Source organism: Amycolatopsis sp. NPDC004378, assembly GCF_053602455.1.
The window spans coordinates 647,105-674,060 of sequence record NZ_JBSGDR010000001.1 but is presented as its reverse complement, the minus strand read 5'-3'; the positions used below and the strand labels follow the sequence as shown (position 1 = coordinate 674,060).

The window sequence follows — 26,956 nt, the reverse complement described above, 5'->3', positions numbered from 1 at the left end:
CGACCGCGATCGACCGGCGTCGGCCCTCTGGCCTCGACAAAGGCCTGTAACGACCTCCTTGCTGATAGTTCGCATCGAGAAGGTCAGGGGTTCGATTCCCCTCAGCTCCACGTTTTAAAAGGCTCACACCGCGAAAGTGTGGGCCTTTTTCGTTTGCCCGCAGCCGTGACAGGCAGCGTGTCAGTTCGGGGTCAGGGGCGTGTCAGGGGGCCGGATCAGAGTTGCCCCATGACCACTTCGGCGATCACCGCTTCGGGACTGCGGAAGTCCTACCAAGACAAAGTCGTGCTGGACGGCATTGATCTCGATGTTGCCTCCGGCAGTGTTTTCTCGCTGCTCGGGCCCAACGGGGCCGGGAAGACCACCACCGTCAACATCCTCAGCACCCTCAGCAAAGCCGATGGCGGGACCGTGCGCGTCGCCGGGTTCGACGTTGCCCGGGATGCCAAGGCCGTCCGGAAGGCCATCGGCGTGACCGGGCAGTTCGCCGCCGTCGACGAGTTGCTCAGCGGGCAGGAAAACCTGCAGCTCATGGTCGATCTCAGCCCGGGTGCGGACGGCAAGAGCGTCGGTGAGCTGCTCGAGCGGTTCGAACTCACCGAGTCCGCGCGGAAGCCCGCCGCCACCTACTCCGGGGGGATGCGGCGGAAGCTCGACCTCGCCATGACCCTCGTCGGCAACCCGCGGATCATCTTCCTCGACGAGCCCACCACCGGCCTCGACCCGCGCAGCCGGCGGACCATGTGGGGCATCGTGCGCGATCTCGTCGCCGACGGCGTGACCATCTTCCTCACCACCCAGTACCTCGACGAGGCCGACCAGCTCGCCGACCGGATCGCCGTGCTCGACCAGGGACGCCTCGTCGCCCAGGGCACGCCCGACGAGCTCAAGCGCCTGATCCCCGGGACGCACGTGCGGCTGAAGTTCACCTCCGGCGCCGAACTCGACGCCGCCGCGCGGATCCTGCCCGGGTCCACGAAGGACGAAGACGCGCTGGCCCTGCGCGTTCCCGGTGACGGCGGCACCAAATCCCTCCGGACCCTGCTGGACCGGCTCGACGAATACGCCGTCGCCGCCGAAGAGTTCTCCGTCCACACCCCCGACCTTGACGACGTTTTCCTCGCCCTCACGGGCCACACCACGGAGGTCCCGGCGAAATGAGCGCCCAGACTGTCATGCTGCGCCGCAACTTCAAGCACCTCACCCGCAACCCGACTTCGGTGTTCAACGCGGTCCTGATGCCGATCGTGATCATGCTGATGTTCGTCTACATGCTCGGAGACGCCTTCGACGTCGGAGTCGATTACGTCGACTACGCGACGCCCGGGCTGATGGCGCTGGCCGTTTGCTACGGGCTCGGCGCCACCGCGACGTCGGTGAACTCCGACATGACCAAGGGCATCATCAACCGCTTCAAGGTCATGGACGTCTCGCGCGGGGCCGTGCTGACCGGGCACGTCGTCGCCAGTGCCCTCACCAACCTGATCGCGATCGTCGCACTCGTCGGTGTGGCCTTCCTGCTGGGCTTCAGCCCGTCGGCGAGCTTCCTCGACTGGCTCGGCGTCGCCGGCATAGTCGTGCTGCTCGCGGTCGCGGCCGGCTGGTTCACCGTCGCGTTGGGACTGTTCGCGAAGTCGCCGGAAACCGCGGGCATGGCCGCCGTCCCGCTGGTCATGCTGCCGTTCTTCAGCAGTGCGATCGCCCCGGCGGACAAGATGGGGCAGGGCCTCCGGCAGTTCGCCGAGTACCAGCCCTTCACGCCGATCATCGAGACCGTGCGCGGGCTGCTCAACGGCACACCCTCGACGGGCTACGCGATCACCGCGGTCGCCTGGTGCGTCGGCATCGGCGTCGTCGGCTACCTGTGGGCGCGCGCCACGTTCAAGAAGCGAGCGTGACCCGGGCGAGCTCGCGCCAGTCGCCTTCCGTCCCCTCCTGAGCCGCCTCGGTGAACTTCGCGTCACCGAGGCGGCTTCGCGCCGCCTGCTCGATGCGGGAGACGTCCGGCTGCGAACGGTCCTGGAGTCCGCGTACGCGGGCGCTCGCCGCGAGCAGGCGCGCGGCCTGCTCCTCGTCCTCGCGACGCAGCGCCAGGTCCGCGATTCCGACGAGCACCTGGGCGATCAGGGGCGCGGTGCCCATGCCGGCTGCGGCTTCGAAGGCCGCGACGCGGTGTTCGCGGGCTTCGGCGATGTCCTCGGCCAGGTAGCCGAGGACGTCCTGGATCATCCCGCGGACCTGCGCCCGCTCGGCGGCGCTGCCCAGCAGCGCGGTCGCGACGTCGAGCTGACGACGGGCCTGCTCGGGCTCGCCGCGCCAGCGGGCGAGTTCCGACTTCGTCAGCGCCAGCTCGGTGAGGGCGTTCGGCCAGGCGACCCGGGCCGCGGCCCGCTCGGCTTCGACCATCGCGGCCGCGGAGGACTCTTCGTCACCCGAGAGCCAGTGCAGCTGGGCCTGCCGTGACCGCATCCGCACGACGTCCTCGATGGCGCCGACCTCGGTGACGACCGCGATCGCGTGTTCGTAGTGCGCGACCGCGCCGGCGAAGTCGCCGCGCGTGGCGATCCGGTCCGCCAGCTCGGTCAGCGCGAACGAGAGGCCCCAGCGTTCGCCGAGCTCGGTGTACTCGGCGAGGGCGGCCTCGAGGTAGGCGTCCGCGTCCGTGCCTTCCGCGCCGAACTGGATCCGCATCTTGCCGAGCTGCAGCCGGGCGAGGGCCCGCACCCACGGGTCGTCGTCGGTGAGCAGCGGTTCCCACGCGGCGATGAATGCGTCCGGGTCCTGCACCATGCGTTCCAGCGCGGCGACGAGCGCGACCACCGGGTGCCGGGTGGGGAGCCGCAGGCTGATCTCGTGCACCTCGTGGATCCACTCGACCGCCTGGCGCTGGTCGCTTTCGCGGCCCGCGGTCAGGAACCCCGTGACGAACCCGTACACCGTGGCCCGGACGTCCTCGGGGACCTCGCCGGGTACGGCGGTGGCCGCCATGATCAGCTCGTTGCCCTCGGTCTTGTGCCCGCCCAGCCACCAGTACCAGCCCGCGGCCGCCGCGAGCCGCATCGCGCCCGTCGCCTCGCCGGCCGCGAGGGCGCCGCGCATCGCGGCCGCGATGTTGTCGTGCTCGGCCTCGAGCTTGGCCAGCCAGTCCAGCTGCTCGGCGCCGCGCAGGTGCGGGTCCGCCGTTTCGGCCAGCTCGGTGAAGTACGCGAGGTGCGCCTGACGCGCCGAGTCCGCTTCGCCGGCTTCGGCGAGCCGCTGCGCCGCGTACTCCTTGATCGTGCCGAGCATCCGGTAGCGCGGTTCCTCGTCGCCTTCGACGACCACCAGCGACTTCTCGGTCAGCGCGGTCAGCAGGTCTTCGACCACGTCGTTCGCGCAGACGCGCTCGGCCGCTTCGAGCGTCGCGCCGCCGGCGAACACGGCCAGCCGGCACAGGACGCTCCGCTCGTCGTCGGCGAGCAGTTCCCAGCTCCAGTCGATCACCGCGCGCAGCGTGCGGTGCCGCGGCAGCGCGGTGCGGCTGCCGCCGGTGAGCAGGCGGAAGCGGTCGTCGAGCCGGTTGGCGAGCTGCTCCAGTGACATGGTGCGCAGCCGGGCCGCGGCGAGTTCGATCGCCAGCGGCATGCCGTCCAGGGCGCGGCAGACGCGCGCCAAGGTCGACAGCGTCGCGGCGTCGGTCCCGAGGTCCGTGCGCACCGCACTGGCCCGGTCGCGCAGCAGCCGGACGGCCGGCGCGGACTCGATCTTGTCGGGATCGGCGTCTTCGGCGGGCAGGAGCAGCGGCGCGACCGGCCACAGCGCTTCGCCCGTGATGCCGAGGGGCTCGCGGCTCGTCGCGAGGATCCGCAGCCGCCGGCACTCGCCGAGCACGCGGTGCGCGAAGGCCGCCGCGGACTCGATCACGTGCTCGCAGTTGTCCAGGACGAGGACCATGTCGCGGTCGCGCAGGGCCGCGATGACCCGGTCGATCGGCTCGGTGTCCGGGGTCTCGCCGAGCAGCGCGTCCCGCAGCTTCAGCGCGGCGAGCGTCGCCTGGGCGACGTCGCCCTCGGTCGGCGCCAGCTCGACCAGCCACACCCCGTCCGGGCGGTCGCCGAGCAGCGTGCGCGCGGTTTCCGTGGCCAGCCGGGTCTTCCCCGAGCCGCCGGGCCCGACGAGGGTGGTGAGCCGGTGCCCGGCGACGAGGTCGCCGACCGCGGCGACGTCGGCGTCCTTGCCGACGTAGCTGGTCAGCTCGGCCCGCAGGTTGCTCTTCGGGGCCTCTTCGCGGCGACCCAGCTCGCCCCGCAGCAGCGCGACGTGCAGGTCGGACAGCTCCGGCGACGGGTCGACGCCCAGCTCGTCGGCCAGGGTTTCGCGCAGGCGCTCGAACACGAGCAGTGCTTCGCTGTCGCGGCCGCTCGCGACGAGGGCGCGCATCAACGCGCCGACCAGCCGTTCCCGGACCGGGTGCGCGGCGACGAGGTCGGTCAGCTCGGTGACGACCTTCGTGCCGTGGCCGAGGCCGATCTCCGCGTCGAACCGGTCTTCCAGAGCCGCCAGGCGCAGGCCCTCGAGCCGGGTCACCGCCGCGTCGAAAGCCGCGCTCTCCTGCAGGCCGACGTCCTGCATGGCCGGGCCGCGCCACAGCGCGAGGGCTTCGCGCAGCCGCCGCGGATCGTCGTCGTCGCGGGCCTGGCCGACGAGCCGTTCGAACCGGACGGCGTCGACGTCGTCCGGCGTGACGGCCAGCCGGTAGCCGTTCGGCCGGCCGTCGACCGAGCCGTCCGGCAGCACCTTCCGCAGCCGGGAAACCAAGCGCTGCAACGCGTTCGCGGCGTCGGCCGGCGGCTGCTCACCCCAGATCCAGTCGACCAGCGCGGTCTTCGGGACGACGTGACCCGGCTCGAGCGCGAGCGCGACCAGCAACCCGCGCAACCGCGCGCCCGGCACGTCGGCCGAGACGCCGTCGTCCGTGCGAACCTCGAATGGACCCAGCATCCCGATCTGCACCGGGCAAGTCTGCCACGGGCCCCTGTCCGGGCCGTGTCAGCGCCGTGTCAGGCCGTTCGGCGACCGTTGCCGCAACGACCTCCACGAAAGGACCTCCGATGAGCCAGACGGTCGACTTCCCGAACGGCCTCCCGATGGACCGCGACGCGGGCCCCTTCGACCCGCCGAGCGAGCTCACCCGGCTGCGCGAGACCCGCCCGGTCTGCCCGCTGGTGTTTCCCGACGGGCACGAGGGCTGGCTCGTCACGGGCTACGAAGCGGTGCGTCAGATGATGGCGGACGTCCGGTTCAGCTCCCGGCTGGACCTCGACGTCGTCCACGTGCCGTTCGAGACGCCCGGCATGCCCGTCGCGACCGAGCCGTCGCCGCAGCTGCCGGGCATGTTCATCGCCATGGACCCGCCGGACCACGGGCGCCTGCGCAAGCGGCTCACCGGCGCGTTCACCGTCAAGCGGATGAAGCAGCTCGAAGAGCACATCGCCGAGATCGTCGAGCGGCAGCTGGACCACCTGGCCGGGCTGACGGCGCCGGTCGACCTGGTCAAGGAGTTCGCGCTGCCGGTGCCCTCGCTGGTGATCTGCGAACTGCTGGGTGTCCCCTACGAGGACCGGGGGAGTTTCCAGGCCAACTCGGCGCAGTTCATGGTCCGGGAGCAGGCGCTCGAGGAGAAGATGGGCGCGTACATCGCGCTGAACACGTACCTGGCCGAGCTGGTGACGCGCAAGCGCGCCGAGCCCGGTGAGGACATCCTGTCCGACCTGGCCGCCCAGGACGACCTCACGATCGAGGAGCTGACCGGCGTCGCGTTCCTCCTGCTGCTGGCCGGGCACGAGACCACGGCCAACATGCTGTCCCTCGGCACCTTCGCGCTTCTGGAGCACCCGGCCGCCTTGGCCGAGCTGCGGGAGGACCCGTCGTTGATGCCGGGTGCGGTGGAGGAGCTGCTGCGGTACTTGTCCGTGGCCGACATCTTCTACCGGTACGCGACCGAGGACCTTTCGCTGGGCGGCGAGACGATTCCCAAGGGGTCGACGGTCGTCGTTTCGCTGCTGGCCGCCAACCGGGACCCGCGGCGGTTCGAGCATCCTGACGAGCTGGACCTGCGGCGCAACGCCCGTGGCCTGCTGTCGTTCGGGCACGGGGTGCACCAGTGCCTGGGGCAGCAGCTGGCGCGGATCGAGATGCGCGCGGGGTTCGAGGGCCTGCTGCGGCGGTTCCCGGGGCTCGCGCTGGCGGTTCCGGCCGGGGAGGTGAAGCTGCGGACCGACATGAACATCTACGGGGTGCACGAGCTGCCGGTCACCTGGTAGCGGTGCGCGCCCGCATCCACAGGACGACGTCGAGGCAGCGCAGCAGGCTGATGTCCTTGATCCCGCCTGCCTCGGCTCGGAGGGCGGTCAACGCCGGTGCTCGCGACGGGTCCGTGTGGAACCAGCTCCACAGGCAGTGCCACTCGCTCTTCGGCGTCTTCAGCACCGATCTGACCTGGTTGTCGTAGACCGGGATCAGGTCGGGGCGCTTGCGGGCCAGGAGCTTGGCGGCCGTCACCGGGCGGTGCTTGCCGCCGCAGCGCCGGAACAGCTCCCACAGCTCGCGGGCGGGTGCGTCGCCGTCGTACGTGCACCACGGGGCCGCGTGCATCGGGACGTTGACCGGGATCTGCTCCAGTAGGTCCCGGATCCGGTGGGCGTGGGTCATCGTCGCGTCGATGGCCACGTTCGCCAGGCTCGTGATGCTGAGGAAGTTGAGCGCCAGGACGTCGGCCTCGGTCACCGTGTTGGCCGCTCCCGGGCGGTCGCCGCCGCCGGCGAAGCGTTCGAACCAGCGGCCCGTGTAGCGGCTTTCGGTGAAGTAGCGCCGGAGGGCCGACAGCGACTCGTCGCGGTGGGCCCCTCTGACGCAGTCGTCCAGGAGTTCGTGCTGGTAGGCGTAGTCGTGCATGGCGAACGCTCCCCTCGTCGCGGATGAGGGTCGCGTTCGCCGTGGTGGCCGTTACGGCAGCGCGTTCAGCCAGTTCTCCACCACGCCGAAGTAGACGGGTGCGTTCGGGGCGTAGTTGATCGCGTGACCGTAGCCGTCGAGGATGTACGTCTGCAGGGACGAGCCGAAGAACGGTGCCTCCGACGCCTGCAACGCCGCCGGTGACGAGCAGTCGCTCCCCAGCGGCAGGCCGCAGAAGTTGGGGTCGTCGCCGACCACCAGCAGGGTCGGCGCCGTGATCTGCTGCGATGCCGGGGTGACCACTGTGGTCAGGGTCAGGCTGTCCACCGCCTCGGTCGTCGCGAAGACGTCCTTTGTGGACTCGTCGTAGGCGATCGCGCCGGCGTCGTACGGGCCTGGGGTGTGGAAGGCCGTGTACCTCGTGTCCGGGTCCGTGGTCAGGTAGCCCGCGTCGCGGCCCGGCAGGTCCGGGTCCAGGGTGGCCGGCTCCATCTGCGCCAGCGTCGGGATCACCGTGGTCAGGTTCATCCGGTGCGTCATGCCCGTGACGAGCACGCCGTCGACGTCGTGGTAGCGGCCCGCCTCGATCATCGCCATCGCCGAGCCGATCGAGTGACCGCCGACGACCACCTTCGCGAAACGCGGCCGCACCGACTGGATCACCTGGTGCGCCGCCACGGCTTGGGCCGACGCGCTCAGCAGGGTGCTCAACGGCTTCGAGCTGGCGCCCGTGCCCAGGCGGTCGAGGGCGAGTGTTGCGATGCCCGCCTGGTTCATCGCCAGGCGGAACGAGCGCACTTCCGGCGTGTAGGCGATGTCCCAATAGGACGCGTTGTACGTGCCGCCCGGGATCAGGACCGCCACCGTCGACGCGCCGGGCGGCGCGCACAGGCGGCCGTGCATCGTCTGGGGCAGCAACCCCACCGTGACCGGGACGTACAGGTCTTCGCACGTCGCGGCGTAGGCCGGGGCGGGTACGAACAGCGTGGCCGCGAACAGCGAGAGCGCAGCACAAAATCGGCGGAACAAGGGGGACGACCTCCAGCTAGGAACGGGGGACCGCCGTCATCGGCAGGCGGTCCGGGTAGGCGGCCGAAGTGAACTTCACGCGCACCGGGCGGCCCGGTACCGGGACCAGCCGCCAGCGCGCGGCCACCGTGGCCACCGTGATGACGATTTCGCTCTGGGCGAAGCGGTTTCCGATGCACTGGCGGTTGCCGGCGCCGAACGGGATGAACGCGCCCTTCGGCACCTCGGGCGAGCGCGTCCAGCGGCCGGGGTCGAACCGGTCCGGCTCGGCGAAGGACGCGGGGTCGTGGTGCAAGGCGTGCGGGCTGACGATCACCTCGGACCCTTCCGGGAGCCGGACGCCGCCGAGGTCGACGTCCTCGAGCGTGCGGCGCATCAGCATCCAGAGCGGGTAGCAGCGCAGGACCTCGTCGACCACCTGCCGGACGTACTCCAGCCGCGCGAGGTCGTCGACGGTGACCGGCCGCCCGCCCAGCACCTCGTCGACCTCCGCGTGCACCCGCTCCTCGACCTCCGCGTGGCGGCCGAGTTCGTGGAACGTCCAGGCGAGCGCGAGCGCCGTCGTTTCGATGCCCGCGGTGAGCAGCGTGAGCACCTCGTCGCGGGCCTGCTCGTCGGTCATGCCGGCCAGCAGGAGCGTCGACAGCAGGTCGCCGTGGTCGGCGCCGTCCTCGCGCCAGTCCCGGATCACCGCCACGACGATCTCCCGCATCCGCCCGATGGCTTCGTCGAACCGCCGGTTTCCGGGCACCGGGAGGTTTTCGACGAACTTCGGGGACAACGCGCGAACCATTCCCTGCTGGATGATCAGGTAAATGGACCGGCGAGCTTCGGCGATCGCCGCTTTTCCCAGTTCGGTCGAGAACAACGCTTCGCCGACGATCGTCACCGCGAGCCCTTGCAGGTCTTCGTCGAGCTGCCGCACTTCGCCCGGCTGCCACGAACCGGCCAGCTCGGCCGCCGCACGCCGCATGGTCTCGGCGTACGCGGCCAGCCGGTCGCGGTGGAACGCCGGCTGCATCAGCCGCCGCTGCCGCCGGTGGAAGTCGCCGTTCGACAGCACCAGGCCGTTGCCGACGAACGGCCGGAACTTGTCGAACATCGCGCCCTTGCGGAACTTCGGCGCCGCCGTGACCAGCACTTCGTGGGCCAGTCGCGGGCTCGTGACGAAGTAGGCGGGCATCGGGCCGAGGTAAAGCTTGACGATTTCGCCGTGTTCGTGCAGGGAATCGGTGAACGCGAAGCGTTGCCGCAACAGTGCCGGGGTGTGCCCGAGAAAAGGCCACCGGCCCGGCGCCACCGGGACGGTCATGCGGACTCCTCGTTTACGCCATTGTGTGGATTTCCCAAGGAGACGGCCTACGGTAGGCGCGTCCGGCGGAACGGGACAGTGCCCGATCGGGTGGTGTGCCCTCACGCGGATGGCGCAATCACCGATCCCGGGGGAATCGCTAAGCTCTTTGCGATCCGACGCGGCTGAGAAGGTGTTTCTCTTGACACGATCACCGGAATGGGTTCCCACTGGTGTCGATATCTCGGTGCCGAGCATCGCGCGCACTTACGACTTCATGCTCGGCGGTGGCCACAACTTCGCCGTCGACCGCGCGGTGGGGGAACAGATCGAGCGAGCGATGCCCGGGCTGCGCGACGCCGCGCGCGTGAACCGCGCGTTCCTCGGCCGCGCGGTGCGGTTCATGACCGGGCAGGGGATCCGGCAGTTCCTCGACCTCGGCTCGGGCATCCCCACGGTGGCGAACGTGCACGAAGTCGCCCAGGCGCAGGACCCGGGCTGCCGCGTGGTGTACGTCGACCGCGATCCGGTCGCCGTCGCGCACAGCGAACTGATCCTCGCCGGAAACGATCACGCCGCGATCGTCCAGGCCGACATGCGCGACCCGGAAAAGATCTTCGATTCGCCGCCGGTGCGCGGCCTGCTCGATCTCGAAAAGCCCGTCGGCCTGCTGATGCTCCTGATGTTGCACTGGGTCCCCGACGATTCGGACCCGCTCGACCTCGTCGCGCGGTATGGTGCGGCGCTCGCGCCCGGGAGTTTTCTCGCGATCACCCACGTCACGGGCGACCACCAGGGCGAAAACCTCGAAGAAGCGACCGACGTGATCAAGGAAAGCCGGAGTCCCGACCAGGTGACCCTGCGGACGCACGCCCAGGTCTCCGCGCTTTTCGGCGGTTTCGAAATCGTCGAACCGGGGCTCGTCGGCTGCGGGGAATGGCGGCCGTCGGGGCCGGCGGACATCGCCGCGGCGGCCGAGATGAACATGCTCGTGTACGCCGGAATCGGCCGGAAGAGCTGAGCGGGCGCCGCGCATGCCGATGACCCACGAAGCGCCGAAGCCGGCCGCCGGCCCGGATCCGGAGCGCGCCCGGACGGTGCTCGCCCGGAAGTGGGCCTACCTGCTCAGCAGCGTCACCGTCGTGTCGCTGAGCCGGGAGGAGCTCGACCGGGAACTGCGCGGGATGCTCGACACGCTCGTCGAAAGCCTGCGCGGGACGTCCGCCGACACGAAGCCCGCGGAGCACATCGGCGCGCGGCTGGTGGCGCTCGGCTACGTCGGCGAACCGGGGTTGCGGTGCACGCTCGACGTCCTCGGGAAGGGCCTGCCCGCACTGTCCGAACTGGACGGTCGCGCCGAGCGGGTCGTGCTGGCGCTCGGCGCGCTCTCGTGCGGGTTCCTGCTCGCGCACGAACGCAGCGTCCTCGACCAGCAGGAAATCATGCACCTGTCGCTGCTCAAGGCGGTGCGGGACGCGCAGTGGCACCTCAAGCAGAGCGAAGCCCGCTTCGACGAGGTCGTGACGTCTTCGGCGAGCGGCATCGCGCTGGTCGCCCTCGACGGCCGGATCGTGCGGGCGAACGCCGCGCTGGCCGTGATGCTCGGGCACGCCGCCGGCGAGCTGACCGGGACGCTGCTGGACGACGTCGTGCACCCGGACACCGTCGACGTGCTGCGCGAAGCGATGAAAGCGCTGGCCGACGGCGGCAAGGAGCGGATCCGGCAGTCGCAGCGGCTGCTGCGCAAGGACGGCGACGTCGCCCGCATCTCGCTCACGGCGTCCCTGCTGCGCGACGCCGAAGACCGGCCGGGTCACTTCGTCGTCGTGGTCGAGGACGGCACCGAACTCATGCTGCTGCAAGGGGAACTCAGCCGTCAGGCCCTGCACGACGTGCTCACCGGGCTGCCGAACCGCCAGTACTTCGGCACCCACCTCGAGGCGGTGCTGCGCCGCGCCGACCCGGACTACGGCGTCACGCTGTTCCAGGTCGACCTCGACGCGTTCGGCATGGTGTGCAACAGCCTCGGCCGCCGCGTCGGCGAGCAGCTGCTGGTGCACTTCGCCCAGCGCCTCAAGGCCGTGATGGCCCGCGAGAAGGCCATGATCGCGCGGTTCCACGCCGACGAGTTCGGCATCCTCGTCGAGAACTCCGCGACGACGCCGGACATCGACGCCATCGTGCGCGCGATCAACCACGAGCTGGCCGAGCCGTTCTTCGTCGACGGCCACGGGCTCGCGCTCTCGGCCAGCGCGGGTGTCGTGCACCGGCCGGACAGGGGCATCGACCCCGCCGAGCTGCTGCGCGCGGCCGACGAGACGTTGCGGCGCGCGAAGGTGCGCCGGCGCGGCCAGTGGAAGATGTTCGACCGGGAGGCCGACGCCGAGGACCGGCGGACGCAGGCGCTGGCCGTCGGCATGGCCGGGGCCTGGGAGAACGGCGAGCTCGCCGTGCGCTACCGGCCGTTGGCGAAGCTCGAGGACGGCGAAGTCGCCGGGTTCGAAGCGCGCCTGCACTGGGCCCGGCCGGCCGGGCCCGCGCTCCCGCACGAACGCTGCGCGGAGCTCGCCGAGTCGACCGGGCTCGTGCTGCCGCTCGGCGACTGGCTGCTGCGCGCGGCGGGCCGGCAGGGCGAATGGTGGCGGCAGCGCGCGGGTTCCCGGCTGCCGGTGGTCGCCGGGCTCACCCCGTTCCAGGTGTCGGACGAGGCGCTCGGCACCCGTGTGACGCGGATGCTGGCCGACACCGGCCTGCCGCCGGAGCAGCTGATGCTCGGCGTCCCGGTCGGCGCGCTGCGGGTGTCCGGCGTCGTCGAGAACGTCTCCGCGCTGGCCGGCCTCGGCGTGCGCGTCATGCTCGACGAGTTCGGCCTCGGGCCGGACGACCTGCGTGCGGCCGAAGACCTCCCGGTCGACATCGTGCGCGTCGACCGCCGGCTCGCCGAGTGGCAGGCGTGGTCCGGCTCGACGTTCCTCGGCGCACTGGTCCCGCTGGTGCGCCAGGTCGGCGCGACGCTCGTCGTCGACGGGATCCACACCGCGGACCAGGCGGGCTGGTGGCGTGCCGCGGGTGCGGAGCTGGGGACGGGCGACTACTTCGGCGTCGCCAGCGCACCCGGCGAGCTCGTCGGCAGCTTCGCCTGAGCCCGCCACCGCGTCAGGCCGACCGCCAGCAGCACGATCACCATGCCGCCGAGGACGCGCGGCGTCAGCGGCTCGCCGAGGACGAGCGCGCCGAGCGCGACCGACACCACCGGGAGCAGGTAGCCGACGGTCGCGGCCGCCGTCGGACCTTCGTCGGTGAGGATCCGGTAGTTGAGGTAGAAGGTGATACCCGTACCGAAGACGCCGAGGATCGTCACGGCGGCGACCGCGGTCAGGTTCAGGTGCGGGGCCGTCGTGGCCACCGGCAGCGCCAGCGCGGTCAACGCGGTGGCCGTCGCGAGCTGGGCCGCGGAGAGCGCGAGCGGCGCGTCTCCCGGGGGCAGTTTCCTGGCCATGTAGGCGAACGCGATCGCATAGCTGAGGCCGGCGCCGAGCAGTGCCAGCGCGCCGCCGCTCAGGAGCCCGGACCGCTCCCACGGCGCGAAGATCACCAGCACGCCGGCGAAGCCGAGGACTAGCCCGAGCAGCCGCACCGGGCCGAGGCGGCGGTCCGTGCCGAGCAGGACGCCGATCAGCAGCGACCACAAGGGCGTCGTCGCGTTCATGACGCCCGCGATCCCCGAGTCCACGGTGCGTTCCCCGATGCCGAAGAGCGCGAACGGCACGGCGTTGCAGAAGAACGCGGCGACGACGAGACGGCCCCACGTCCGGCGGTCGCGCGGGAGACGCTGGCGGGCCGCGAAGGCCATCGCCAGCAGCGTCACCGCGCCGAGGGCGCACCGGACGAGCGTGAGGTGGACCGGGCTGAGGCCGGTCAGGGCCAGCTTGATCCACAGGAAGCCCGAGCCCCACAGCAGCGCCAGCAAAACCATGCGTGTCACGGGATCCACGGTGCCGAAAGAGTCCTATCAGAACAAGCGAAGGTTCCTGCACGAACCGTTAAGCATCGCTTACATCGGATGCTCCATCCAGACGTTCGGCTCGACGTACGTGGCCGTGTCGTAGGCCGTCGACGCGTACACCGGGGCGATGCCGCCGGGGATGAAGTTCTCGCCGTCCTGCAGCTTCACGCCGGTCCACTCGCGCCAGCGGGCCAGGGAACCGGCCAGCGTCACCGCGAACGGGCACACCTTCACCACGCGCGCGCCCAGCCGTTCGTGCGTGCGCAGCCAGCGGTCGGCGAGCAGGCCGTCTTCCCGCCGGCGAGCCGCGTACTCGGCCATCGGGACCGCGGGTTCGGCCTCCTTGCCGATCGGCCGCACCGAGACGATCAGCTTGCGCAGCCCCGTTTCCGCGGCCCGCGCCTTCAACGCCTTCAGCATCGGAGTCGACAGCCCGGTGCCGCGCAGGTGCGGTGCGACCACGACTTCCAAGGCACACAACGCGTTCGGCTCGCGGCCGTCCATCACGTCCTGGGCCGCCCACTCGATGGCCTGGTCCCAGCCGTGGTCCGGCAGCTCGGTGCGGTCGTCGGCCGGGAACGCCAGCGGGACCGAGAGGGCACGGGCCACCGGGACGCCGTCGTCGTCGAGGGCGATCAGGAAGTAGCGCGCCCAGTGACGCAGGAACCGCTCGCCGGTGATCATCCGGCCGCTGGCGCCCTGGTAGATGAACAGGCCGCCGACGTCGCCGAGGTTCAGCGCCGCGTCGAGCAGGTCGGGGCGGGAGGCAAGATCGACGACGCGCATGCGCCCAGTGAAGCGAAAAGATCACCGTCCGGATAGCGGCATCCGGGCGACGCTCAGCGCAGTGCCTTCACGCGGCGGGTCAGCGCGGACGGGTCGAGGTTGGCGCGCGTGCCGGCATCGTGGCCGTCGAGGTAGCCGCTGCCGGACAGCCGCCGCGGCGCGGCCGAGCGCAGGTCGCCGTACTCGGTGTCGAAAGCGTGCTGCACCAGCTGCGCGCGGTCGCGGACGACCAGCTCGGCCGACCGTTCGCCGGACGGGGCCGTCCGGATCGCTTCGGTTTCGGCCGCGGTGAGGCGCTCGTGCACGGCGCGGGCGAAGCCGTGCAGCCACGTGCGCCGGTACGCCGCCAGCGACTCGCCGGGGAAGAAGCCGTCCGGCCGGACGCGCGTCAGCTGCGTGCTCGCCTGCAGCAGCAGGCTCGTGAACAGCAGCTCGACGCGGCCGAGGTCGGAGCGGTAGCCGAACACCGTGACGCTCTCGACCTTCTGGCCGTAGCGGTGCAGCAGGGTCCGGCAGCGCAGCGGGTAGGCGACCGACGTCAGCAGGCTCGCCTTGTCGCGGCTGTACGGGTCGTTCATCGGGATCTTGAGCGTGCCGATCTCGTCGGCGCTCGCCCCGGCCGCGGCGAGCATGGCCTGGTCGATCCCGTACCGCGCGACGAGCTCGGCGGCCTTCTTGTTGTAGGCCTCGGCCTCCGCCTCGGTGACCGCCGGGTCCTCGGCCTTGGCCAGCAGCTTCCGGATGCGCTCGAGCTGCGGGTCCGATTCGGTCATGCCGGGGAGCGTATTCGATCAGGTGTTCGGACGGGTGCACCGGGTGGGGCGTGTCGCGCCATCGGCACACTGGAGGCATGGTGACCATCGAGCGCTTCGACCCGGCGTCCGGCGACCTCGCCGGGTACCACGCCGTGCTGGTGGCGAGCCAGGCCGCCGACCGGCCGGGCGAACCACCGCTCCCGTTCGCGGAACTGGCCGGGCGGCTGGCCCGGCCGCTGCCGGGCCTGGGACCGGCGGCGCACTGGGTGGCCCGCCGCGGGGACGAGCTGGTCGCGTTCGCCGAGGCGCACTTCCCGGACGCCGAGAACAGCGGGATCGGGCTGACCGACATCGTCGTGCACCCGGCCGCGCGGCGCTCGGGAACCGGCACCGCGCTGCTGCGCGCGGTGCTGCCGGAACTGCGGGCCCGCGGCCGCCGGAGCGTCGAAGGGTGGCAGGTCGTCGCCGGGTCGGCCGGCGAGCGGTGGGCCGGCGCGCGGGGCTTCCGGCAGGTGCGCACGATCGTGCGTCAGGCGTTGGTCGTCGCCGACGCCGACCCGTCGCGCTGGGCCGTGCCGGTCCCGGCGGGGTACCGGCTGCGCGGCTGGACGGGTGCCGCTCCCGAAGACGTGCTCGGCTCCTACGCCGTCGCGCGGGGTGCGATCCACGACGCGCCGCTCGGGGGCTCGGGCTACCGCTGGCCCGAGTGGACGGCGGAGCGGGTCCGCGCCGCCGAAGCCGAGGCGCGGTCGCAGGGATTGGTGCAGCACGTCGTCGTCGCGATCCACGAGGAGACCGGGACCGTCGCCGGGCTCACCGAACTGTGCGTGCACCCACGCCGGCCGGACTGGGGCTACCAGCGGGACACCGCCGTGGTGGCCGCGCACCGCGGACGCGGTCTCGGTCGCTGCGTGAAGGCGGGCATGCTGCGCTCGTTGCTCGCCGAACGACCCGCGCTGCGCTGGATCAGCACCACCACCGGTGCGGAGAACGCGCACATGATCCGGGTCAACCGCGAGGTCGGCTACACCGAGCTGCCGGCCATGATCGCGGTTCAGCGGGACGTCGGCTGACCGAGGTACGCGTCGATCGTGACGGCCAGCGCCGACTCCGGCGACGGTGCGAAGCTGGCCCCGGCCAGCCCGCCCCACAGCCACAGCTGCGCGAGGCCGTGCAGGGCCGCCCACAGGGACGCGGCGACCAGCCGCAGGTCGGCGCCCGACCGCGCGAGCGGCGTCGGCACCGCCGCCACCAGCAGGGCGAAGGTGTCGAACACCGCGCTCGCCGCCGCCGAAAGCGCCGGGTCGGCCGCGTCGATCAGGTCGTGGCGGAACATCAGCTCGAACATCGCCGGGTTGGTCAGCGCGAAGTCGAGGTAGCTGTGGCAGGCGGCGGTCAGGCGCTCTCGCGGCGACGTCTCCGGCAATGTGTCCCGGCGCGCGAGCAGCTCGGCGTACCCGCGCGTCGCGACGGCGGACAGCAGTTCGGCGCGGCCGGAGAAGTGCCGCAGCGGTGCGCCGTGCGAAACACCGGCCGCCTTGGCGATCCCGCGCAGCGTGACCGCGCCGACGCCTTCTTCGGCGAGCAGCTCCGAGGCCGTCGTGATCAGGCGTTGCCGGGTGCCCACGCGTCGTCCCGGGTCATGGGCAGCAGGTCCGGGCGCTTCGGGAAGAAGCCGTCACCGGGCTGGCGGCCGATCAGGCGGTTGCGCGTGCGCGAGACGGCGACCGGCAGCACTTCGCGCAGCAGCCAGGAGAGGTCGGCGCGCCAGCTGCCCGGGGCCGCGACGCCGGGAAGCGGCGCGAGCCACTCGGGGTCCGGGTCCAGGCCGAGCCGGCCCAGGACGTAGGCGGCGAGCCTGCGGTGGCCGTGCGCGGACAGGTGGAGCCGGTCGGCGCCGAAGTACCGCGAGTCGGCGACGGCCTGGTCGGGCCACAGGTCGATGAGCAGCGCGCCGTAGCTGACGGCGGCTTCGCGGATGGCCTCGTTGAGCGCGACGATCCGCGGCCGCATCCGCCGGCCGAGCGGCATCCGGTGGGAGACGTCGCTGAGGGTGAAGGTGACGACGACGGGCGAGATCTCGGTGCAGGCGCGGACGGCGGCGTCGACCCGGCGGGCGACGGTCCGCTCGTCCCAGCCGCGGGACATGACGTCGTTGCCGCCGCCGAAGAGGGCGACGAGGTCGGGTTCGAGCCGGGTCGCCGCGGGGATCTGCTCGGGCACGATCTGGTCGAGCCGCCGCCCCCGGACGGCCAGGTTGGCGTAGCGGAACCCGGGCTCGTCCCGGGCGAGCCGGGCGGCGACGAAGTCGGCCCAGCCCCGGTAGGCGCGCTGGTCCGGGTACGGGTCGTCGAGGCCCTCGGCGCAGCTGTCGCCGACGACGACGAAACGGTGGTAGTTCATTCCGATCTCCGTAACCCGTGGTTCACCTTCCGGACACTGTCTATCAAACATCTGTAGACGGTGTCTACTTCGGGTTCACCCGGCGGTCCACGAGCGGAGCTTGTCGGGGTTGCGCACGGCCCAGATGTGCGTGATCCGTCCCTCGGCGACGTCGAACGCGTACACCGCCGCGAGTTCGCCGCCGCGCTGGATGACCAGGCCGGGCCGGCCGTTGACCAGGCGCTCCACCAGCGTCATGGGCTCGCCCGGCCGACCCGCGAGCTCGGCGAGGAAGCTCGCGATCAGGGTGCCGCCCGTGATCGGCTCCAGCGCCGCCAGGACCTGGCCGCCGCCGTCCGCGGTGAACGTGGCCGACGGGTCCAGCAGGGCGACCAGCGCGTCGATGTCCGCGGCTTCCCAGGCCTCCTTGAACGTGCGCACCAGGTCGGCCTGCGCCGCCACCGTCGGCGGCCGGGCCGTGCGGATGCGGCGGCGGGCCGCCGAGGCCAGCTCGCGGCACGCCGCCGGGGTGCGGCCGGTGATCTCCGCGACCTCGGCGAACGAGTAGCGGAACACGTCGTGCAGGACGAGGGCGACGCGCTGGGCCGGGGTCATCGCTTCGAGCGCCACCAGGAACGCCATGCTGACCGACTCGTCGAGGGTGATCCGGTCGGCGGGGTCGCCGGCCTGGTCGGGCACCGGCTCCGGGATCCACTCGCCCACGTAGCGCTCGCGCCGGACCCGCGCCGAGCCGAGCAGGTCGAGGCAGATGCGGCTGGTGACCGTCGTCAGCCACGCGCCGGGTGACGCGATCGCCGTCTGCTGCGCCCGCGGCAGCGCGTACCAGCGCGCGTAGGCCTCCTGGACGGCGTCCTCGGCTTCGGCCAGCGAGCCGAGCAGCCGGTAGGCGAGGTTGACCAGGTGACGTCGTTCCCCGACGACCGGCTCCGGTGGTTTCGTCATGACTCCTCCGACGGCACAGCGTCCCCGAACGTCAGGCCTGACGTTCCGGCGGGCCGTTTCGTCGTACCCGTCGTAGGACGCATTCGACCAGGGGAGAACCATGATCAGGATCGGAATCGTGCTCGGCAGCACCCGCCCGGGCCGCCGGGGGGACCAGGTCGCGCGGTGGGTCCACGAGCTGGCGAGCCGGCGCACGGACGCCGAGTTCGAGCTCGTGGACCTGCGCGACCACCCGCTGCCGCACCTCGACGAGCCGCCGATGGCGCCGGCGGGCCACCGCCACGAGCACACCCGGGCGTGGGCGGCCGTGCTCGCCTCGTTCGACGGCTTCGTGCTGGTGACGCCGGAGTACAACCACTCCGCGCCGGGTGTGCTCAAGAACGCCATGGACACCGTGTACTTCGAGTGGAACGACAAGGCGGCGGGGTTCGTCTCGTACGGCGGCGTCGGCGGGGCCCGCGCGGTCGAGCAGCTGCGGCTGGTCTGCGGCGCGCTGCAGGTGGCCGATGTCGCCCCGCAGGTCACGCTGCCCCTGGCCACCGAGTTCGAGGGCGAGGTCTTCAAGCCGGGCGAACACAACGTCGCCGCGCTGGCCACGCTGCTGGACCACGTCGTCCGGTGGAGCACCGCGCTCGCCTCGACGCGGGGGAGCGAAGAGGAGATCCGGGCCCGGATCGACGGGGTCGTCGAGTCGCTCCGGGCGAAGGACCTCGACGGCCTCAGGCGGATCTACGCGCCGGACGTCGTGTCGTTCGACGTCGAGCCGCCGCTGCAGCACGTCGGGATCGACGCGAAGCTCGCGAACTGGGCGAAGGTGTTCACCTTGTTCGAAAAGGTGGACTACGAGGTCCGCGACCTGACCGTCACCGTGGGCGCGGACCTGGCCGTCGGGCACGGCTTCGGCCGGGTCAGCGGCACCCTGCGCGACGGGACGGCGGTGGAGGGCATGTGGGTGCGGGCCACCTTCGTCTTCCGGAAGGCCGGGGGCGACTGGGTGATCGTCCACGACCAGGCGTCGGTGCCGTTCGACATGGCGACCGGCAAGGGGGTCACCGACCTGGAGCCGTGACGCGTCAGGCGAGCCGCGCGCGGTGGGCCGCGACGGCGGCGCGCCGCGGGTCGGACCGTGGGAGCGTGGCCAGCAGTGCGTCCAGCACGGCGAAGTCGTCGACCCCGCACGCCGTCTCCCAGAACGACCACAGCACGGCCGGGTCGCCGCTGTTCAACGCCACCTGACGTACTTGCGCGGTCAGCGTTTCCCGCTCCTCGCGGATCGCGGGTGCTTCCGACTCCGGCAGCAGCGCGCCGCGGAAGTCGCGCAGGACGCCGGCCGGGGTGCCGGACCGCAGCGCGGCGCGGGCCCGGACGAAGTCCGCGTCGACCTCCGCCGCCAGCCGGTAGGGGCGCGTCTGCACGACCGACGCGCCCAGCTGGGACCGCAGGCGGTGGATCTCGGCGCGGACCGTCACCGGGTTGCCGGTCTCGCCGTAGAGCTGCAACGCCAGCCGCTCCGCCGAAAGGCCGCTCGGGTGCAGTGCCAGGAGCGTCAGGATCTCGGCGTGCCGCAACGTGATGGGGACTTCGCGACCGTCCACAGTGGTCGAGTGGGCGCCGTCGGTCAGGTATTCCAGGCGCAGCCGGGAACGGTGGCCGGTGCCGCCGCCCGAGCGCAGGCGCAGCAGGTAGCCCTCGTCGAGGGGCTCGACGGTGGCGAGGCGGCCGTCCGGCAGGGCGACCGTCCCGCCGCCGCGCCGGATGTCCACTGTGGACGGGAGAAGGCACGCCTGGGCGGCCAGCACCCGGCCGCCGGCCGAGAGCAGCGCGCCCGGCCGGCCGCGCAACGCCTCCAGGTGCGGCATGTTGACCCGGCGCAGGCGCTCGTCGCGGACCGCGAGGTGGGCGCGCAACTGGCCCTCCGCGAGCTGGGCCGTCGCGGTGACCAGGGAAAGCATCGCCGGGTGGACCGTGCGCAGCGGCCCGCTGACGTCGATCGAGCCGAGCAGCAGGCCGGTTTCGGGGTCGCGCACGGGCGCCGCCGCGCACGTCCACGTGTGGTAGCGGCGGACCAGGTGCTCGGCCGAGTAGATCTGCACCGGCTCGCCGGTCGCGAGCGCCGTGCCCATGGCGTTCGTGCCGATCGCTGCTTCGCTCCACTGGGTGCCTTCGACGAGACCGACGCTGTCGCCCCGCAACAACTGGGCTGTCTCGCCCTCGCGCCACAGGATGAGGCCGTCCGCGTCGGTCACGATCATCACGTGCTCGGCGTCGTCGGCGATCGTCACCAGCATCTGCCGCAGCACCGGCAGGACCGGGGCCAGCGGATGGGCTTCGCGCAGCGAAGGGAGGTCGCCCTGCGAGTACACGAACGGGGCTTCGCCCTCGTCCGGGTCGACGCGGGCCGCGAGCGAGCGGTTCCAGGAGTCGGAGACCACGGAGCGTGGCGGCCGGGGGCCGGGAACGCCCTGGAGCACCGCCTCGCGGACGTGCTCCAGCAGCCGCGCGTACGACTCGGGGTCGCGCAGCAGCTCCGGTTCGGGCGCCTCTGCCACGTCCTCCAGCGTAGAGAGCCAGCTCACAGCGTTGCAACGCGCGTGCAACGTTGCCCCGCCTAACTTCGCCGCCATCAGCCCAACCGTCACTCCGAGCAACGAGGCAGGGAAGATGGTCCAGTACGCCGCACCGAACACCGAAGGCAGTGTCGTCAGCTACGAATCGCGCTACGACCACTACATCGGCGGCGAATACGTACCGCCCGCGAGCGGCCAGTACTTCGAGAACCCGACTCCCGTCACCGGGAAGACGTTCTGCGAGATCGCCCGGGGTAACGCCCAGGACGTCGAGAAGGCGCTCGACGCCGCCCACGGCGCCGCGCCGGCGTGGGGCCGCACCTCCGCCGAGGAACGCGCGAACATCCTGCTCAAGATCGCCGACCGGATGGAGCAGAACCTCGAGGCCATCGCGGTCGCCGAGGCGTGGGAGAACGGCAAGGCGGTCCGCGAGACCCTCGCCGCCGACATCCCGCTGGCCATCGACCACTTCCGCTACTTCGCCGGCGCGCTGCGCGCCCAGGAGGGCGGCATCTCCCAGGTCGACGAGAACACCGTCGCCTACCACTTCCACGAGCCGCTCGGCGTGGTCGCGCAGATCATCCCGTGGAACTTCCCGATCCTGATGGCGGTCTGGAAGCTCGCCCCGGCGCTCGCCGCGGGCAACGCGATCGTGCTCAAGCCCGCCGAGCAGACGCCGGCGTCGATCCACCTGCTGTTCTCGATCATCGGCGACCTGATCCCGCCGGGCGTGGTCAACATCGTCAACGGCTTCGGCGTCGAGGCCGGCAAGCCGCTGGCCTCCAGCAACCGCGTCCGCAAGGTCGCCTTCACCGGCGAGACCACCACCGGGCGGCTGATCCTGCAGTACGCCAGCGAGAACATCATCCCGGTGACCGTCGAGCTGGGCGGCAAGAGCCCGAACATCTTCTTCGACGACGTCGCCGCGCAGAACGACGACTTCTACAACAAGGCGCAGGAAGGCTTTGCGCTCTTCGCGCTGAACCAGGGCGAGGTCTGCACCTGCCCGTCGCGGGCGCTGATCCAGTCGGGCATCTACGACCGGTTCCTCGGTGACGGCGTCGAGCGCGTCCGCAAGATCAAGCAGGGCCACCCGCTCGACACCGAGACGATGATCGGCGCGCAGGCCTCGAACGACCAGCTCGAGAAGATCCTGTCCTACATCGACATCGGCAAGCAGGAAGGCGCCGAGATCCTCACCGGTGGCGTGCGCAGCGACCTCGGCGGCGAGCTGTCCGGCGGCTACTACGTCGAGCCGACGGTGTTCGCGGGCGACAACAAGATGCGCGTCTTCCAGGAGGAGATCTTCGGCCCGGTCGTGTCGGTGGCGAAGTTCGACGACTACGCCGACGCCATCAAGATCGCCAACGACACGCTGTACGGCCTCGGCGCCGGCGTCTGGTCCCGCGACGGCAACACCGCCTACCGCGCCGGGCGTGACATCCAGGCGGGCCGCGTCTGGGTGAACAACTACCACGCCTACCCGGCGCACGCGGCGTTCGGCGGCTACAAGGCGTCCGGGATCGGCCGCGAGAACCACAAGATGATGCTGGACCACTACCAGCAGACGAAGAACATGCTGGTCTCCTACTCCGACCAGGCGCTCGGGTTCTTCTGATGACACAGAGGGTCGACTTGACACCGGCTGCCGCGGATCTCCTGCGGCAGTTGGTGTCACTCCACGGGCCGGTGATGTTCCACCAGTCCGGCGGGTGCTGCGACGGCAGTGCCCCGATGTGCTACCCGCTCGGCGAGTTCAAGACCGGTGCTTCGGACGTCAACCTCGGTTCGCTCGAGGTCGAGGGGATCGAGGACGTGCCGGTGTGGATGTCCGGTCCGCAGTTCGAGTACTGGAAGCACACGCACCTGACGATCGATGTCGTGCCCGGCCGCGGCAGCGGGTTTTCCTTGGAGGCGCCCGAAGGCGTGCGTTTCCTGATCCGTTCGCGGCTGCTCACCGACGAAGAGTCGGCGGCGCTGAACTGAGGGAGCCGAACAACGCCGTGGCGAGCACCAGCCCTTCCCGGGCAACCGGGGAGAGCAGGTGCTCGTCCGGCGCGTGCTGCTTGCAGCCCGGGTAGGAGTGCGGCAGCCAGAGCGTGGCCAGGCCGAGCACGTCGGTGAAGACGTGGTTGGGCAGGCCGCCGCCGAAGCTGGGCAGCAGGGCCACCGGCTTTCCGGCTTTGGCCAGTGCTTCGCGGGCCCAGGTCACCCACGGGTCGTCCACCGGGGTGCGGCTGGCGCGGAAGCTGCTGTCCGTGGTCACAGACACCATCGGGAATCCTTGCGCCGCAAGGTGTTCCTCGATCGTCTCGGTGACGTCGCCGACGTCGGTGCCCGCGAAGTACCGCAGCTGCAGCACCGCGCGGGCGCGGCCGGGGATGGCGTTGACCGGGCGGTCGGCGTTCCCGGCGTCGAGGGCCAGCACCTCCAGGGTGTTCCAGCCGTAGAGCCGCTCGGCGGGGCTCAGTCGCGGGTCGCCCCAGCCTTCGTCCGCGTCGACGACCACGTCGGCCAGCGCGGCGCGCACGGAGTCCGGCAGTTCCGGCGGCAGCAGCCCGGGGACCCGGATGCGGCCGTGGCCGTCGACCAGGCTCGCGATCGCGGCGGCCAGCGTCGTGGCCGGGTTGCGCAGGATGCCGCCCCAGTTGCCGGAGTGGGCGCCGCCGGGGCGGAGGTCGACGTCCAGGTCGATCCGGATGCCGCCGCGCGCGCCGAGGAACAACGTCGGGGTCGCGGCGTCGAGGCGCGGGCCGTCGGAGGCGATGAGGACGTCCGCCTTCAGGAGGTCCTTCTCCTGCTCGGCGAACTCCGTGAGCCCCGGTGAGCCGATCTCCTCGCCGGTTTCGAAGAGGAACTTGAGGTTGAAGCCGAGCTTTCCGCGCGCTTCGAGGACCAGCCGCAACGCCGTCAGGTTGATCAGGTGCTGGCCCTTGTTGTCGGCGGTGCCGCGGCCGTACCAGTGGTCGCCCTCGGCGGTCAGCGTCCACGGATCACGGCCTTCGCCCCATTCGCCGGCCTCTCCGACGACGTCGGCGTGGCCGTAGCAGAGCAGTGTCGGCAGGTCCGCTCCTTCGGTGCGGACCCCGACCAGGAACGGGCCGCCCGCCCGGTCCGGGTTGGCGTGCTGCGTGACGTCGCAGCCCAGCCCGGTCAAGGCGGGCGTGAGGACTTCGTCGAAGTACGCCTGGATCGTGACGCGGCCCTCGGGGGCGTCGCTCACCGTGGGGTAGGCGACCAGCCGGGCGAGTTCGGCGTAGAACGCGCCCGAGTCGACGTGGGCGCGGGCCTGGTCGAGCAGCTCCATGCTCGCCACCTTAAAGGAGGAAAAGTATACGAACGGTCGTGCTATATTCGGCCGCATGAACGTCGACAGCGTTTACGTGGGGGAACCGAGCGTCCTGGGTCACCGGCGCGAACTGCCGGTGCTGAGCGCGATCACGAAGGCTCGGGTCGCCGCGCCGGAACTGAAGCTGACCGAGCTGAACCTCGACGGCGACCGGCAGGCCGACCTGACCGTGCACGGCGGGGTCGACAAAGCGGTCTACGTCTACCCGGCCGAGCACTACGCGGCCTGGCGCGAAGACGGGCTGTCCGTGGCGGTCGCCGACTTCGGGGAGAACGTCTCGCTGAGCGGCGTCACCGAGGACGACGTGCGGATCGGCGACGTCTGGTCCTGGGGCGACGCGCTCGTCCAGGTCTCGCAGCCGCGGTCGCCGTGCTTCAAGCTCGCGATGAAGACCGGCCGCAAGGACGTCACGCCGCTGATGATCGACTCCGGCCGCAGCGGCTGGTACCTGCGCGTGCTGCGGCCGGGCACGGTGCCGACTTCGGGCGCGATCGAGCTGGTCGAGCGCGCGGACGCGCCGACGATCGCCGAGGTGTACGTGATCTCCTTCGCGAACTACGGCCAGCTGCCGCCGGAGCGCGTGGAGGCGGCGCTGGACCTCGCCGACCGCATCCTGGCGACCCCGGCGCTGTCGCCGTCGTGGAGCGTGGGCGTCCAGTCCACTGTGGACCGCTGGCGGGCCCGGCGTGCCGGCTGACGGCCGCCTCGCCCGCGGCGACGCGACCCGCCGCCTGGTGCTGCGCCGGGCGGTGGACGTCGCGTCGGTCGACGGCCTGGAGGGGCTCTCCCTCGGCCGGCTCGCCACCGAGCTGGAGCTGAGCAAGAGCGGTGTCTTCGCCCTGTTCGGCTCGAAGGAGGACCTCCAGCTGGCGACGATCGAAGCCGCCCTGGAGATCTTCCGCTCGCACGTCGTCACGCCCTCTGCCGACGTCGGCCCGGGGTTGCCGCGGCTGCGGGCGATCTGCGAGAACTGGCTGGACTACTCGGAAAAGCGGGTGTTCCCGGGTGGGTGTTTCTTCTTCAACGTCGGAGCGGAGTTCGATGCGCACCCGGGCCGGGTCCACGACGCGGTGGCGGCGGCGAGCGGGTCGTTCGCCGCTTTCATCCGCGAGTCCTGCCACGAGGCCGTCGCCTTGGGCCACCTCGGCACCGACGCCGAAGTCCTGGCCTTCGAGCTGCACGCGCTGGGCCGCGCGGCCAACGCGGACGCCGTCCTCAACGGCGGCACCGAGGCGTACGAACTGGCCAGGCGCGCGATCCGGGCGCGCCTGGCCGCCTCGTAGCTACTTCCAGTCGACCTGCGGGCTGCGGTAGAAGTTGACGCCCTGGGCCGCCCAGCGCGGGGACTGCTTGGCCAGCCGCGCGCGGTAGGCGTCCCAGTTGTGCGTCGACTTCGGGGACCAGCCGATCTCCGCGATGCCCGGCAGGCGCGGGAACGCCATGTACTCGATGTCGGCGCTGGTGCGGATCGTCTCGGTCCACAGCGGCGCTTCGACGCCCGCGACCTGGCTCTCGCCGACACCGGTGACCAGCGACGCGGGATCCCAGTTGTAGCCGTCGCGAACCTCGATCAGCGCGGCCCAGTCCTGGCCCAGCGGCGTCTGCTCGGTGTACTTCATGTCCAGGTACGCGAAGTTCGCCGGCGACATCAGGATCTTGCTGCCGCGCGCGGCGGCGGCCGCGACGCTCGGGTTGTCGCCGCCGAAGTCCCAGTACTGCGGGACCGCCGACGCGGGCGGGTCCGACTTCGCGATTTCGTGCCAGCCGGTGACCTTCTTGCCGTACTTGGCGACGATCGGCTGCACTTTCTTCTCGAACGCGACGTAGTCCGCGGGCGGCGTCGAGTGCGCCTCGTCGCCGCCGATGTGCAGGTACGGGCCGGGGGTGATGGCCGCCAGTTCGCGCACGACGTCCTCGACGAACTTGTACGTGACCGGCGAGGAGATGCACAGCGAGCTGTAGCCGACCTCGGTGTCCGTGCGGACCGGGACGGCCTTGCCGTCGCAGTTCAGCTCCGCGTACGTCGACTGGGCCGCGTTCGTGTGGCCCGGCATGTCGATCTCCGGGATCACCGTGATGTGCCGCGAAGCCGCGTACGCGACGATGTCCTGGTACTGCGCCTGGGTGTAGTAGCCGCCCGGGTCGCCGTCGACGGCCGTCCTGCCGCCGACCGTCGCCAGCTTCGGCCAGCTCTTGATCTCGATGCGCCAGCCCTGGTCGTCGGCCAGGTGCAGGTGCAGCGTGTTGACCTTGTACTGGGCGATCTGGTCGACGTACCGCTTGACCTGGTCGGGCTTGAAGAAGTGCCGTGCGACGTCGAGCATCGCGCCGCGCTCGGCGAAGCGCGGGTAGTCGAGGATCGTGCCGCCGGAAACCGGCCACGCCCGGTGCTGGACGCGCTTCGCGTCGATCGCCGACGGCAGCAGCTGCCGCAGCGACTGGACGCCGTCGAAGAGGCCGTCGGCGGTGTTGGCGGTCAGCGTGACGCCGTCGCGGGCGACCTTGAGCTCGTAACCCTCGGTGCCGATCCGGGGGTCGTGGCCGAGCCGCAGCGAAATCGCCGGCGCACCGCCCGCGCGCGGCACGACCGGCAGCGGGTAGCCGGTGGCCGGGCGCAGCAGGCCGCGCAGGTAGTCCGCGACCTGGCCGGCGCCGCGGTCGGCGGCGATCACGGTCGACGGCGTCAGCTTGAAGTCGCCTCTCGGGTCGGCCTTGGCGGAGACCGGCGCCGGGACGACGTCGGTCACGCTGCGTTCCGCGGTGGCGGGGGCAGCCGCCGCCGAGGCGGGCAGGCCGGCTGCCGTGAGACTCACGACAGCTGCGGTCAGGACGGCTCTGGACAAGCGCATCGGGGCACCTCCGGTCGGGGACTCCCGTCCAAAGGTACAGACCAGC

The 26,956-nt window shown here is 71.5% G+C and carries 24 protein-coding genes; 11 read left to right on the top strand and 13 right to left on the bottom strand.

The window, feature by feature from the left end; translation table 11 throughout:
- Nucleotides 1-228 precede the first annotated feature (228 nt).
- On the top strand, nucleotides 229-1,161 hold the full coding sequence (locus tag ACWEN0_RS03255) for an ATP-binding cassette domain-containing protein (RefSeq protein ID WP_451968481.1): 933 nt from the start codon (nucleotides 229-231) through the stop codon (nucleotides 1,159-1,161).
- A complete protein-coding gene (locus tag ACWEN0_RS03250) occupies nucleotides 1,158-1,898 on the top strand; it encodes an ABC transporter permease (RefSeq protein ID WP_451968480.1) in 741 nt (246 codons plus the stop codon). Before ACWEN0_RS03255 ends, ACWEN0_RS03250 begins: the two co-directional genes overlap by 4 nt.
- On the opposite strand, the gene ACWEN0_RS03245 is transcribed toward ACWEN0_RS03250, so the two are convergent.
- Nucleotides 1,882-4,992 carry a BTAD domain-containing putative transcriptional regulator gene (locus tag ACWEN0_RS03245; protein WP_451968478.1) on the bottom strand — a complete coding sequence of 1,037 codons (3,111 nt, stop codon included), beginning with the start codon at nucleotides 4,990-4,992 and terminating at the stop codon, nucleotides 1,882-1,884. The two genes, ACWEN0_RS03250 and ACWEN0_RS03245, sit on opposite strands and share 17 nt — an antisense overlap.
- 98 nt (nucleotides 4,993-5,090) lie before the next feature.
- Between ACWEN0_RS03245 and ACWEN0_RS03240 the strand changes: the two genes are divergently transcribed.
- Nucleotides 5,091-6,302, top strand: a complete 1,212-nt coding sequence (locus ACWEN0_RS03240) for a cytochrome P450 (protein WP_451968476.1) — start codon at nucleotides 5,091-5,093, stop codon at nucleotides 6,300-6,302.
- Here ACWEN0_RS03240 and ACWEN0_RS03235 read toward each other — a convergent pair.
- The 3 genes from ACWEN0_RS03235 to ACWEN0_RS03225 all read right to left on the bottom strand — a co-directional run bounded on the left by ACWEN0_RS03235 (nucleotide 6,292) and on the right by ACWEN0_RS03225 (nucleotide 9,274).
- Nucleotides 6,292-6,933 carry a DUF6308 family protein gene (locus ACWEN0_RS03235; protein ID WP_451968474.1) on the bottom strand — a complete coding sequence of 214 codons (642 nt, stop codon included), beginning with the start codon at nucleotides 6,931-6,933 and terminating at the stop codon, nucleotides 6,292-6,294. The genes ACWEN0_RS03240 and ACWEN0_RS03235 overlap by 11 nt on opposite strands.
- 51 nt (nucleotides 6,934-6,984) lie before the next feature.
- Nucleotides 6,985-7,857, bottom strand: coding sequence for an alpha/beta hydrolase (locus ACWEN0_RS03230; protein ID WP_451969838.1), 873 nt, complete (start codon nucleotides 7,855-7,857; stop codon nucleotides 6,985-6,987).
- A gap of 121 nt (nucleotides 7,858-7,978) precedes the next feature.
- Complete coding sequence (locus tag ACWEN0_RS03225; RefSeq protein WP_451968472.1) at nucleotides 7,979-9,274, bottom strand: cytochrome P450; 1,296 nt, start codon at nucleotides 9,272-9,274, stop codon at nucleotides 7,979-7,981.
- A 181-nt stretch (nucleotides 9,275-9,455) separates the two neighbouring features.
- Here ACWEN0_RS03225 and ACWEN0_RS03220 point away from each other — a divergent pair, with 181 nt between their 5' ends.
- Nucleotides 9,456-10,274: an SAM-dependent methyltransferase gene (locus ACWEN0_RS03220; protein ID WP_451969836.1), complete on the top strand. Its 819-nt coding sequence runs from the start codon at nucleotides 9,456-9,458 to the stop codon at nucleotides 10,272-10,274.
- 13 nt (nucleotides 10,275-10,287) lie between these two features.
- Complete coding sequence (locus ACWEN0_RS03215; protein WP_451968470.1) at nucleotides 10,288-12,396, top strand: putative bifunctional diguanylate cyclase/phosphodiesterase; 2,109 nt, start codon at nucleotides 10,288-10,290, stop codon at nucleotides 12,394-12,396.
- Here ACWEN0_RS03215 and ACWEN0_RS03210 read toward each other — a convergent pair.
- From ACWEN0_RS03210 to ACWEN0_RS03200, 3 genes are all read right to left on the bottom strand, one after another.
- The gene (locus ACWEN0_RS03210; protein ID WP_451969834.1) at nucleotides 12,345-13,229 is read right to left on the bottom strand and encodes a DMT family transporter; all 885 of its coding nucleotides are present in this window, start codon (nucleotides 13,227-13,229) and stop codon (nucleotides 12,345-12,347) included. The two genes, ACWEN0_RS03215 and ACWEN0_RS03210, sit on opposite strands and share 52 nt — an antisense overlap.
- Nucleotides 13,230-13,307: 78 nt before the next feature.
- Complete coding sequence (locus tag ACWEN0_RS03205; RefSeq protein ID WP_451968468.1) at nucleotides 13,308-14,045, bottom strand: Long-chain-fatty-acid--CoA ligase; 738 nt, start codon at nucleotides 14,043-14,045, stop codon at nucleotides 13,308-13,310.
- Between the two features lie 53 nt (nucleotides 14,046-14,098).
- Nucleotides 14,099-14,818 (bottom strand): DUF2786 domain-containing protein, encoded by a 720-nt coding sequence (locus ACWEN0_RS03200; protein WP_451968466.1) that lies wholly within the window; start codon nucleotides 14,816-14,818, stop codon nucleotides 14,099-14,101.
- A 77-nt stretch (nucleotides 14,819-14,895) separates the two neighbouring features.
- On the opposite strand from ACWEN0_RS03200, the gene ACWEN0_RS03195 reads away from it, so the two are divergent.
- The gene (locus ACWEN0_RS03195) at nucleotides 14,896-15,873 is read left to right on the top strand and encodes a GNAT family N-acetyltransferase (protein ID WP_451968464.1); all 978 of its coding nucleotides are present in this window, start codon (nucleotides 14,896-14,898) and stop codon (nucleotides 15,871-15,873) included.
- Here the strand turns inward: ACWEN0_RS03195 and ACWEN0_RS03190 are convergent.
- The 3 genes from ACWEN0_RS03190 to sigJ form a co-directional block, all read right to left on the bottom strand.
- The gene (locus tag ACWEN0_RS03190; RefSeq protein WP_451968462.1) at nucleotides 15,855-16,427 is read right to left on the bottom strand and encodes a TetR/AcrR family transcriptional regulator; all 573 of its coding nucleotides are present in this window, start codon (nucleotides 16,425-16,427) and stop codon (nucleotides 15,855-15,857) included. The two genes, ACWEN0_RS03195 and ACWEN0_RS03190, sit on opposite strands and share 19 nt — an antisense overlap.
- Nucleotides 16,406-17,203 (bottom strand): SGNH/GDSL hydrolase family protein, encoded by a 798-nt coding sequence (locus tag ACWEN0_RS03185; protein WP_451968460.1) that lies wholly within the window; start codon nucleotides 17,201-17,203, stop codon nucleotides 16,406-16,408. The genes ACWEN0_RS03190 and ACWEN0_RS03185 overlap by 22 nt, the downstream gene beginning before the upstream one ends.
- Nucleotides 17,204-17,278: 75 nt before the next feature.
- Nucleotides 17,279-18,145: an RNA polymerase sigma factor SigJ gene (gene sigJ / locus ACWEN0_RS03180; RefSeq protein ID WP_451968458.1), complete on the bottom strand. Its 867-nt coding sequence runs from the start codon at nucleotides 18,143-18,145 to the stop codon at nucleotides 17,279-17,281.
- Between the two features lie 100 nt (nucleotides 18,146-18,245).
- Here sigJ and ACWEN0_RS03175 point away from each other — a divergent pair, with 100 nt between their 5' ends.
- Nucleotides 18,246-19,214, top strand: coding sequence for an NAD(P)H-dependent oxidoreductase (locus tag ACWEN0_RS03175; protein ID WP_451968456.1), 969 nt, complete (start codon nucleotides 18,246-18,248; stop codon nucleotides 19,212-19,214).
- Nucleotides 19,215-19,218: 4 nt separating this feature from the next.
- On the opposite strand, the gene ACWEN0_RS03170 is transcribed toward ACWEN0_RS03175, so the two are convergent.
- Nucleotides 19,219-20,694 (bottom strand): GAF domain-containing protein, encoded by a 1,476-nt coding sequence (locus ACWEN0_RS03170; protein ID WP_451968454.1) that lies wholly within the window; start codon nucleotides 20,692-20,694, stop codon nucleotides 19,219-19,221.
- 112 nt (nucleotides 20,695-20,806) lie between these two features.
- Here ACWEN0_RS03170 and exaC point away from each other — a divergent pair, with 112 nt between their 5' ends.
- Both exaC and ACWEN0_RS03160 read left to right on the top strand, forming a co-directional pair.
- Nucleotides 20,807-22,330 carry an acetaldehyde dehydrogenase ExaC gene (exaC, locus tag ACWEN0_RS03165; RefSeq protein ID WP_451968452.1) on the top strand — a complete coding sequence of 508 codons (1,524 nt, stop codon included), beginning with the start codon at nucleotides 20,807-20,809 and terminating at the stop codon, nucleotides 22,328-22,330.
- The gene (locus ACWEN0_RS03160) at nucleotides 22,330-22,698 is read left to right on the top strand and encodes a DUF779 domain-containing protein (protein WP_451968450.1); all 369 of its coding nucleotides are present in this window, start codon (nucleotides 22,330-22,332) and stop codon (nucleotides 22,696-22,698) included. The genes exaC and ACWEN0_RS03160 overlap by 1 nt, the downstream gene beginning before the upstream one ends.
- Here ACWEN0_RS03160 and ACWEN0_RS03155 read toward each other — a convergent pair.
- Nucleotides 22,667-24,019, bottom strand: a complete 1,353-nt coding sequence (locus ACWEN0_RS03155) for a M20 family metallopeptidase (RefSeq protein ID WP_451968448.1) — start codon at nucleotides 24,017-24,019, stop codon at nucleotides 22,667-22,669. The genes ACWEN0_RS03160 and ACWEN0_RS03155 overlap by 32 nt on opposite strands.
- A gap of 55 nt (nucleotides 24,020-24,074) precedes the next feature.
- Here ACWEN0_RS03155 and ACWEN0_RS03150 point away from each other — a divergent pair, with 55 nt between their 5' ends.
- Nucleotides 24,075-24,758, top strand: coding sequence for an MOSC domain-containing protein (locus ACWEN0_RS03150; RefSeq protein WP_451968446.1), 684 nt, complete (start codon nucleotides 24,075-24,077; stop codon nucleotides 24,756-24,758).
- Nucleotides 24,748-25,344 (top strand): TetR/AcrR family transcriptional regulator, encoded by a 597-nt coding sequence (locus ACWEN0_RS03145; protein ID WP_451968444.1) that lies wholly within the window; start codon nucleotides 24,748-24,750, stop codon nucleotides 25,342-25,344. The genes ACWEN0_RS03150 and ACWEN0_RS03145 overlap by 11 nt, the downstream gene beginning before the upstream one ends.
- Here the strand turns inward: ACWEN0_RS03145 and ACWEN0_RS03140 are convergent, their stop codons facing one another.
- Complete coding sequence (locus ACWEN0_RS03140; protein WP_451968442.1) at nucleotides 25,345-26,910, bottom strand: beta-N-acetylhexosaminidase; 1,566 nt, start codon at nucleotides 26,908-26,910, stop codon at nucleotides 25,345-25,347.
- Nucleotides 26,911-26,956 lie beyond the last annotated feature (46 nt).

What these genes read in the sequence shown, in the direction of transcription:
- ACWEN0_RS03255 (WP_451968481.1), top strand. Translation starts at nt 229, where the DNA reads ATGACCACTTCGGCGATCACCGCTTCGGGACTGCGGAAGTCCTACCAA.
- ACWEN0_RS03250 (WP_451968480.1), top strand. Translation starts at nt 1,158, where the DNA reads ATGAGCGCCCAGACTGTCATGCTGCGCCGCAACTTCAAGCACCTCACC.
- ACWEN0_RS03240 (WP_451968476.1), top strand. Translation starts at nt 5,091, where the DNA reads ATGAGCCAGACGGTCGACTTCCCGAACGGCCTCCCGATGGACCGCGAC.
- ACWEN0_RS03235 (WP_451968474.1), bottom strand. Translation starts at nt 6,933, where the DNA reads ATGCACGACTACGCCTACCAGCACGAACTCCTGGACGACTGCGTCAGA.
- ACWEN0_RS03225 (WP_451968472.1), bottom strand. Translation starts at nt 9,274, where the DNA reads ATGACCGTCCCGGTGGCGCCGGGCCGGTGGCCTTTTCTCGGGCACACC.
- ACWEN0_RS03215 (WP_451968470.1), top strand. Translation starts at nt 10,288, where the DNA reads ATGCCGATGACCCACGAAGCGCCGAAGCCGGCCGCCGGCCCGGATCCG.
- ACWEN0_RS03210 (WP_451969834.1), bottom strand. Translation starts at nt 13,229, where the DNA reads ATGGTTTTGCTGGCGCTGCTGTGGGGCTCGGGCTTCCTGTGGATCAAG.
- ACWEN0_RS03205 (WP_451968468.1), bottom strand. Translation starts at nt 14,045, where the DNA reads ATGCGCGTCGTCGATCTTGCCTCCCGCCCCGACCTGCTCGACGCGGCG.
- ACWEN0_RS03200 (WP_451968466.1), bottom strand. Translation starts at nt 14,818, where the DNA reads ATGACCGAATCGGACCCGCAGCTCGAGCGCATCCGGAAGCTGCTGGCC.
- ACWEN0_RS03195 (WP_451968464.1), top strand. Translation starts at nt 14,896, where the DNA reads ATGGTGACCATCGAGCGCTTCGACCCGGCGTCCGGCGACCTCGCCGGG.
- ACWEN0_RS03185 (WP_451968460.1), bottom strand. Translation starts at nt 17,203, where the DNA reads ATGAACTACCACCGTTTCGTCGTCGTCGGCGACAGCTGCGCCGAGGGC.
- sigJ (WP_451968458.1), bottom strand. Translation starts at nt 18,145, where the DNA reads ATGACGAAACCACCGGAGCCGGTCGTCGGGGAACGACGTCACCTGGTC.
- ACWEN0_RS03175 (WP_451968456.1), top strand. Translation starts at nt 18,246, where the DNA reads ATGATCAGGATCGGAATCGTGCTCGGCAGCACCCGCCCGGGCCGCCGG.
- exaC (WP_451968452.1), top strand. Translation starts at nt 20,807, where the DNA reads ATGGTCCAGTACGCCGCACCGAACACCGAAGGCAGTGTCGTCAGCTAC.
- ACWEN0_RS03160 (WP_451968450.1), top strand. Translation starts at nt 22,330, where the DNA reads ATGACACAGAGGGTCGACTTGACACCGGCTGCCGCGGATCTCCTGCGG.
- ACWEN0_RS03155 (WP_451968448.1), bottom strand. Translation starts at nt 24,019, where the DNA reads ATGGAGCTGCTCGACCAGGCCCGCGCCCACGTCGACTCGGGCGCGTTC.
- ACWEN0_RS03150 (WP_451968446.1), top strand. Translation starts at nt 24,075, where the DNA reads ATGAACGTCGACAGCGTTTACGTGGGGGAACCGAGCGTCCTGGGTCAC.
- ACWEN0_RS03140 (WP_451968442.1), bottom strand. Translation starts at nt 26,910, where the DNA reads ATGCGCTTGTCCAGAGCCGTCCTGACCGCAGCTGTCGTGAGTCTCACG.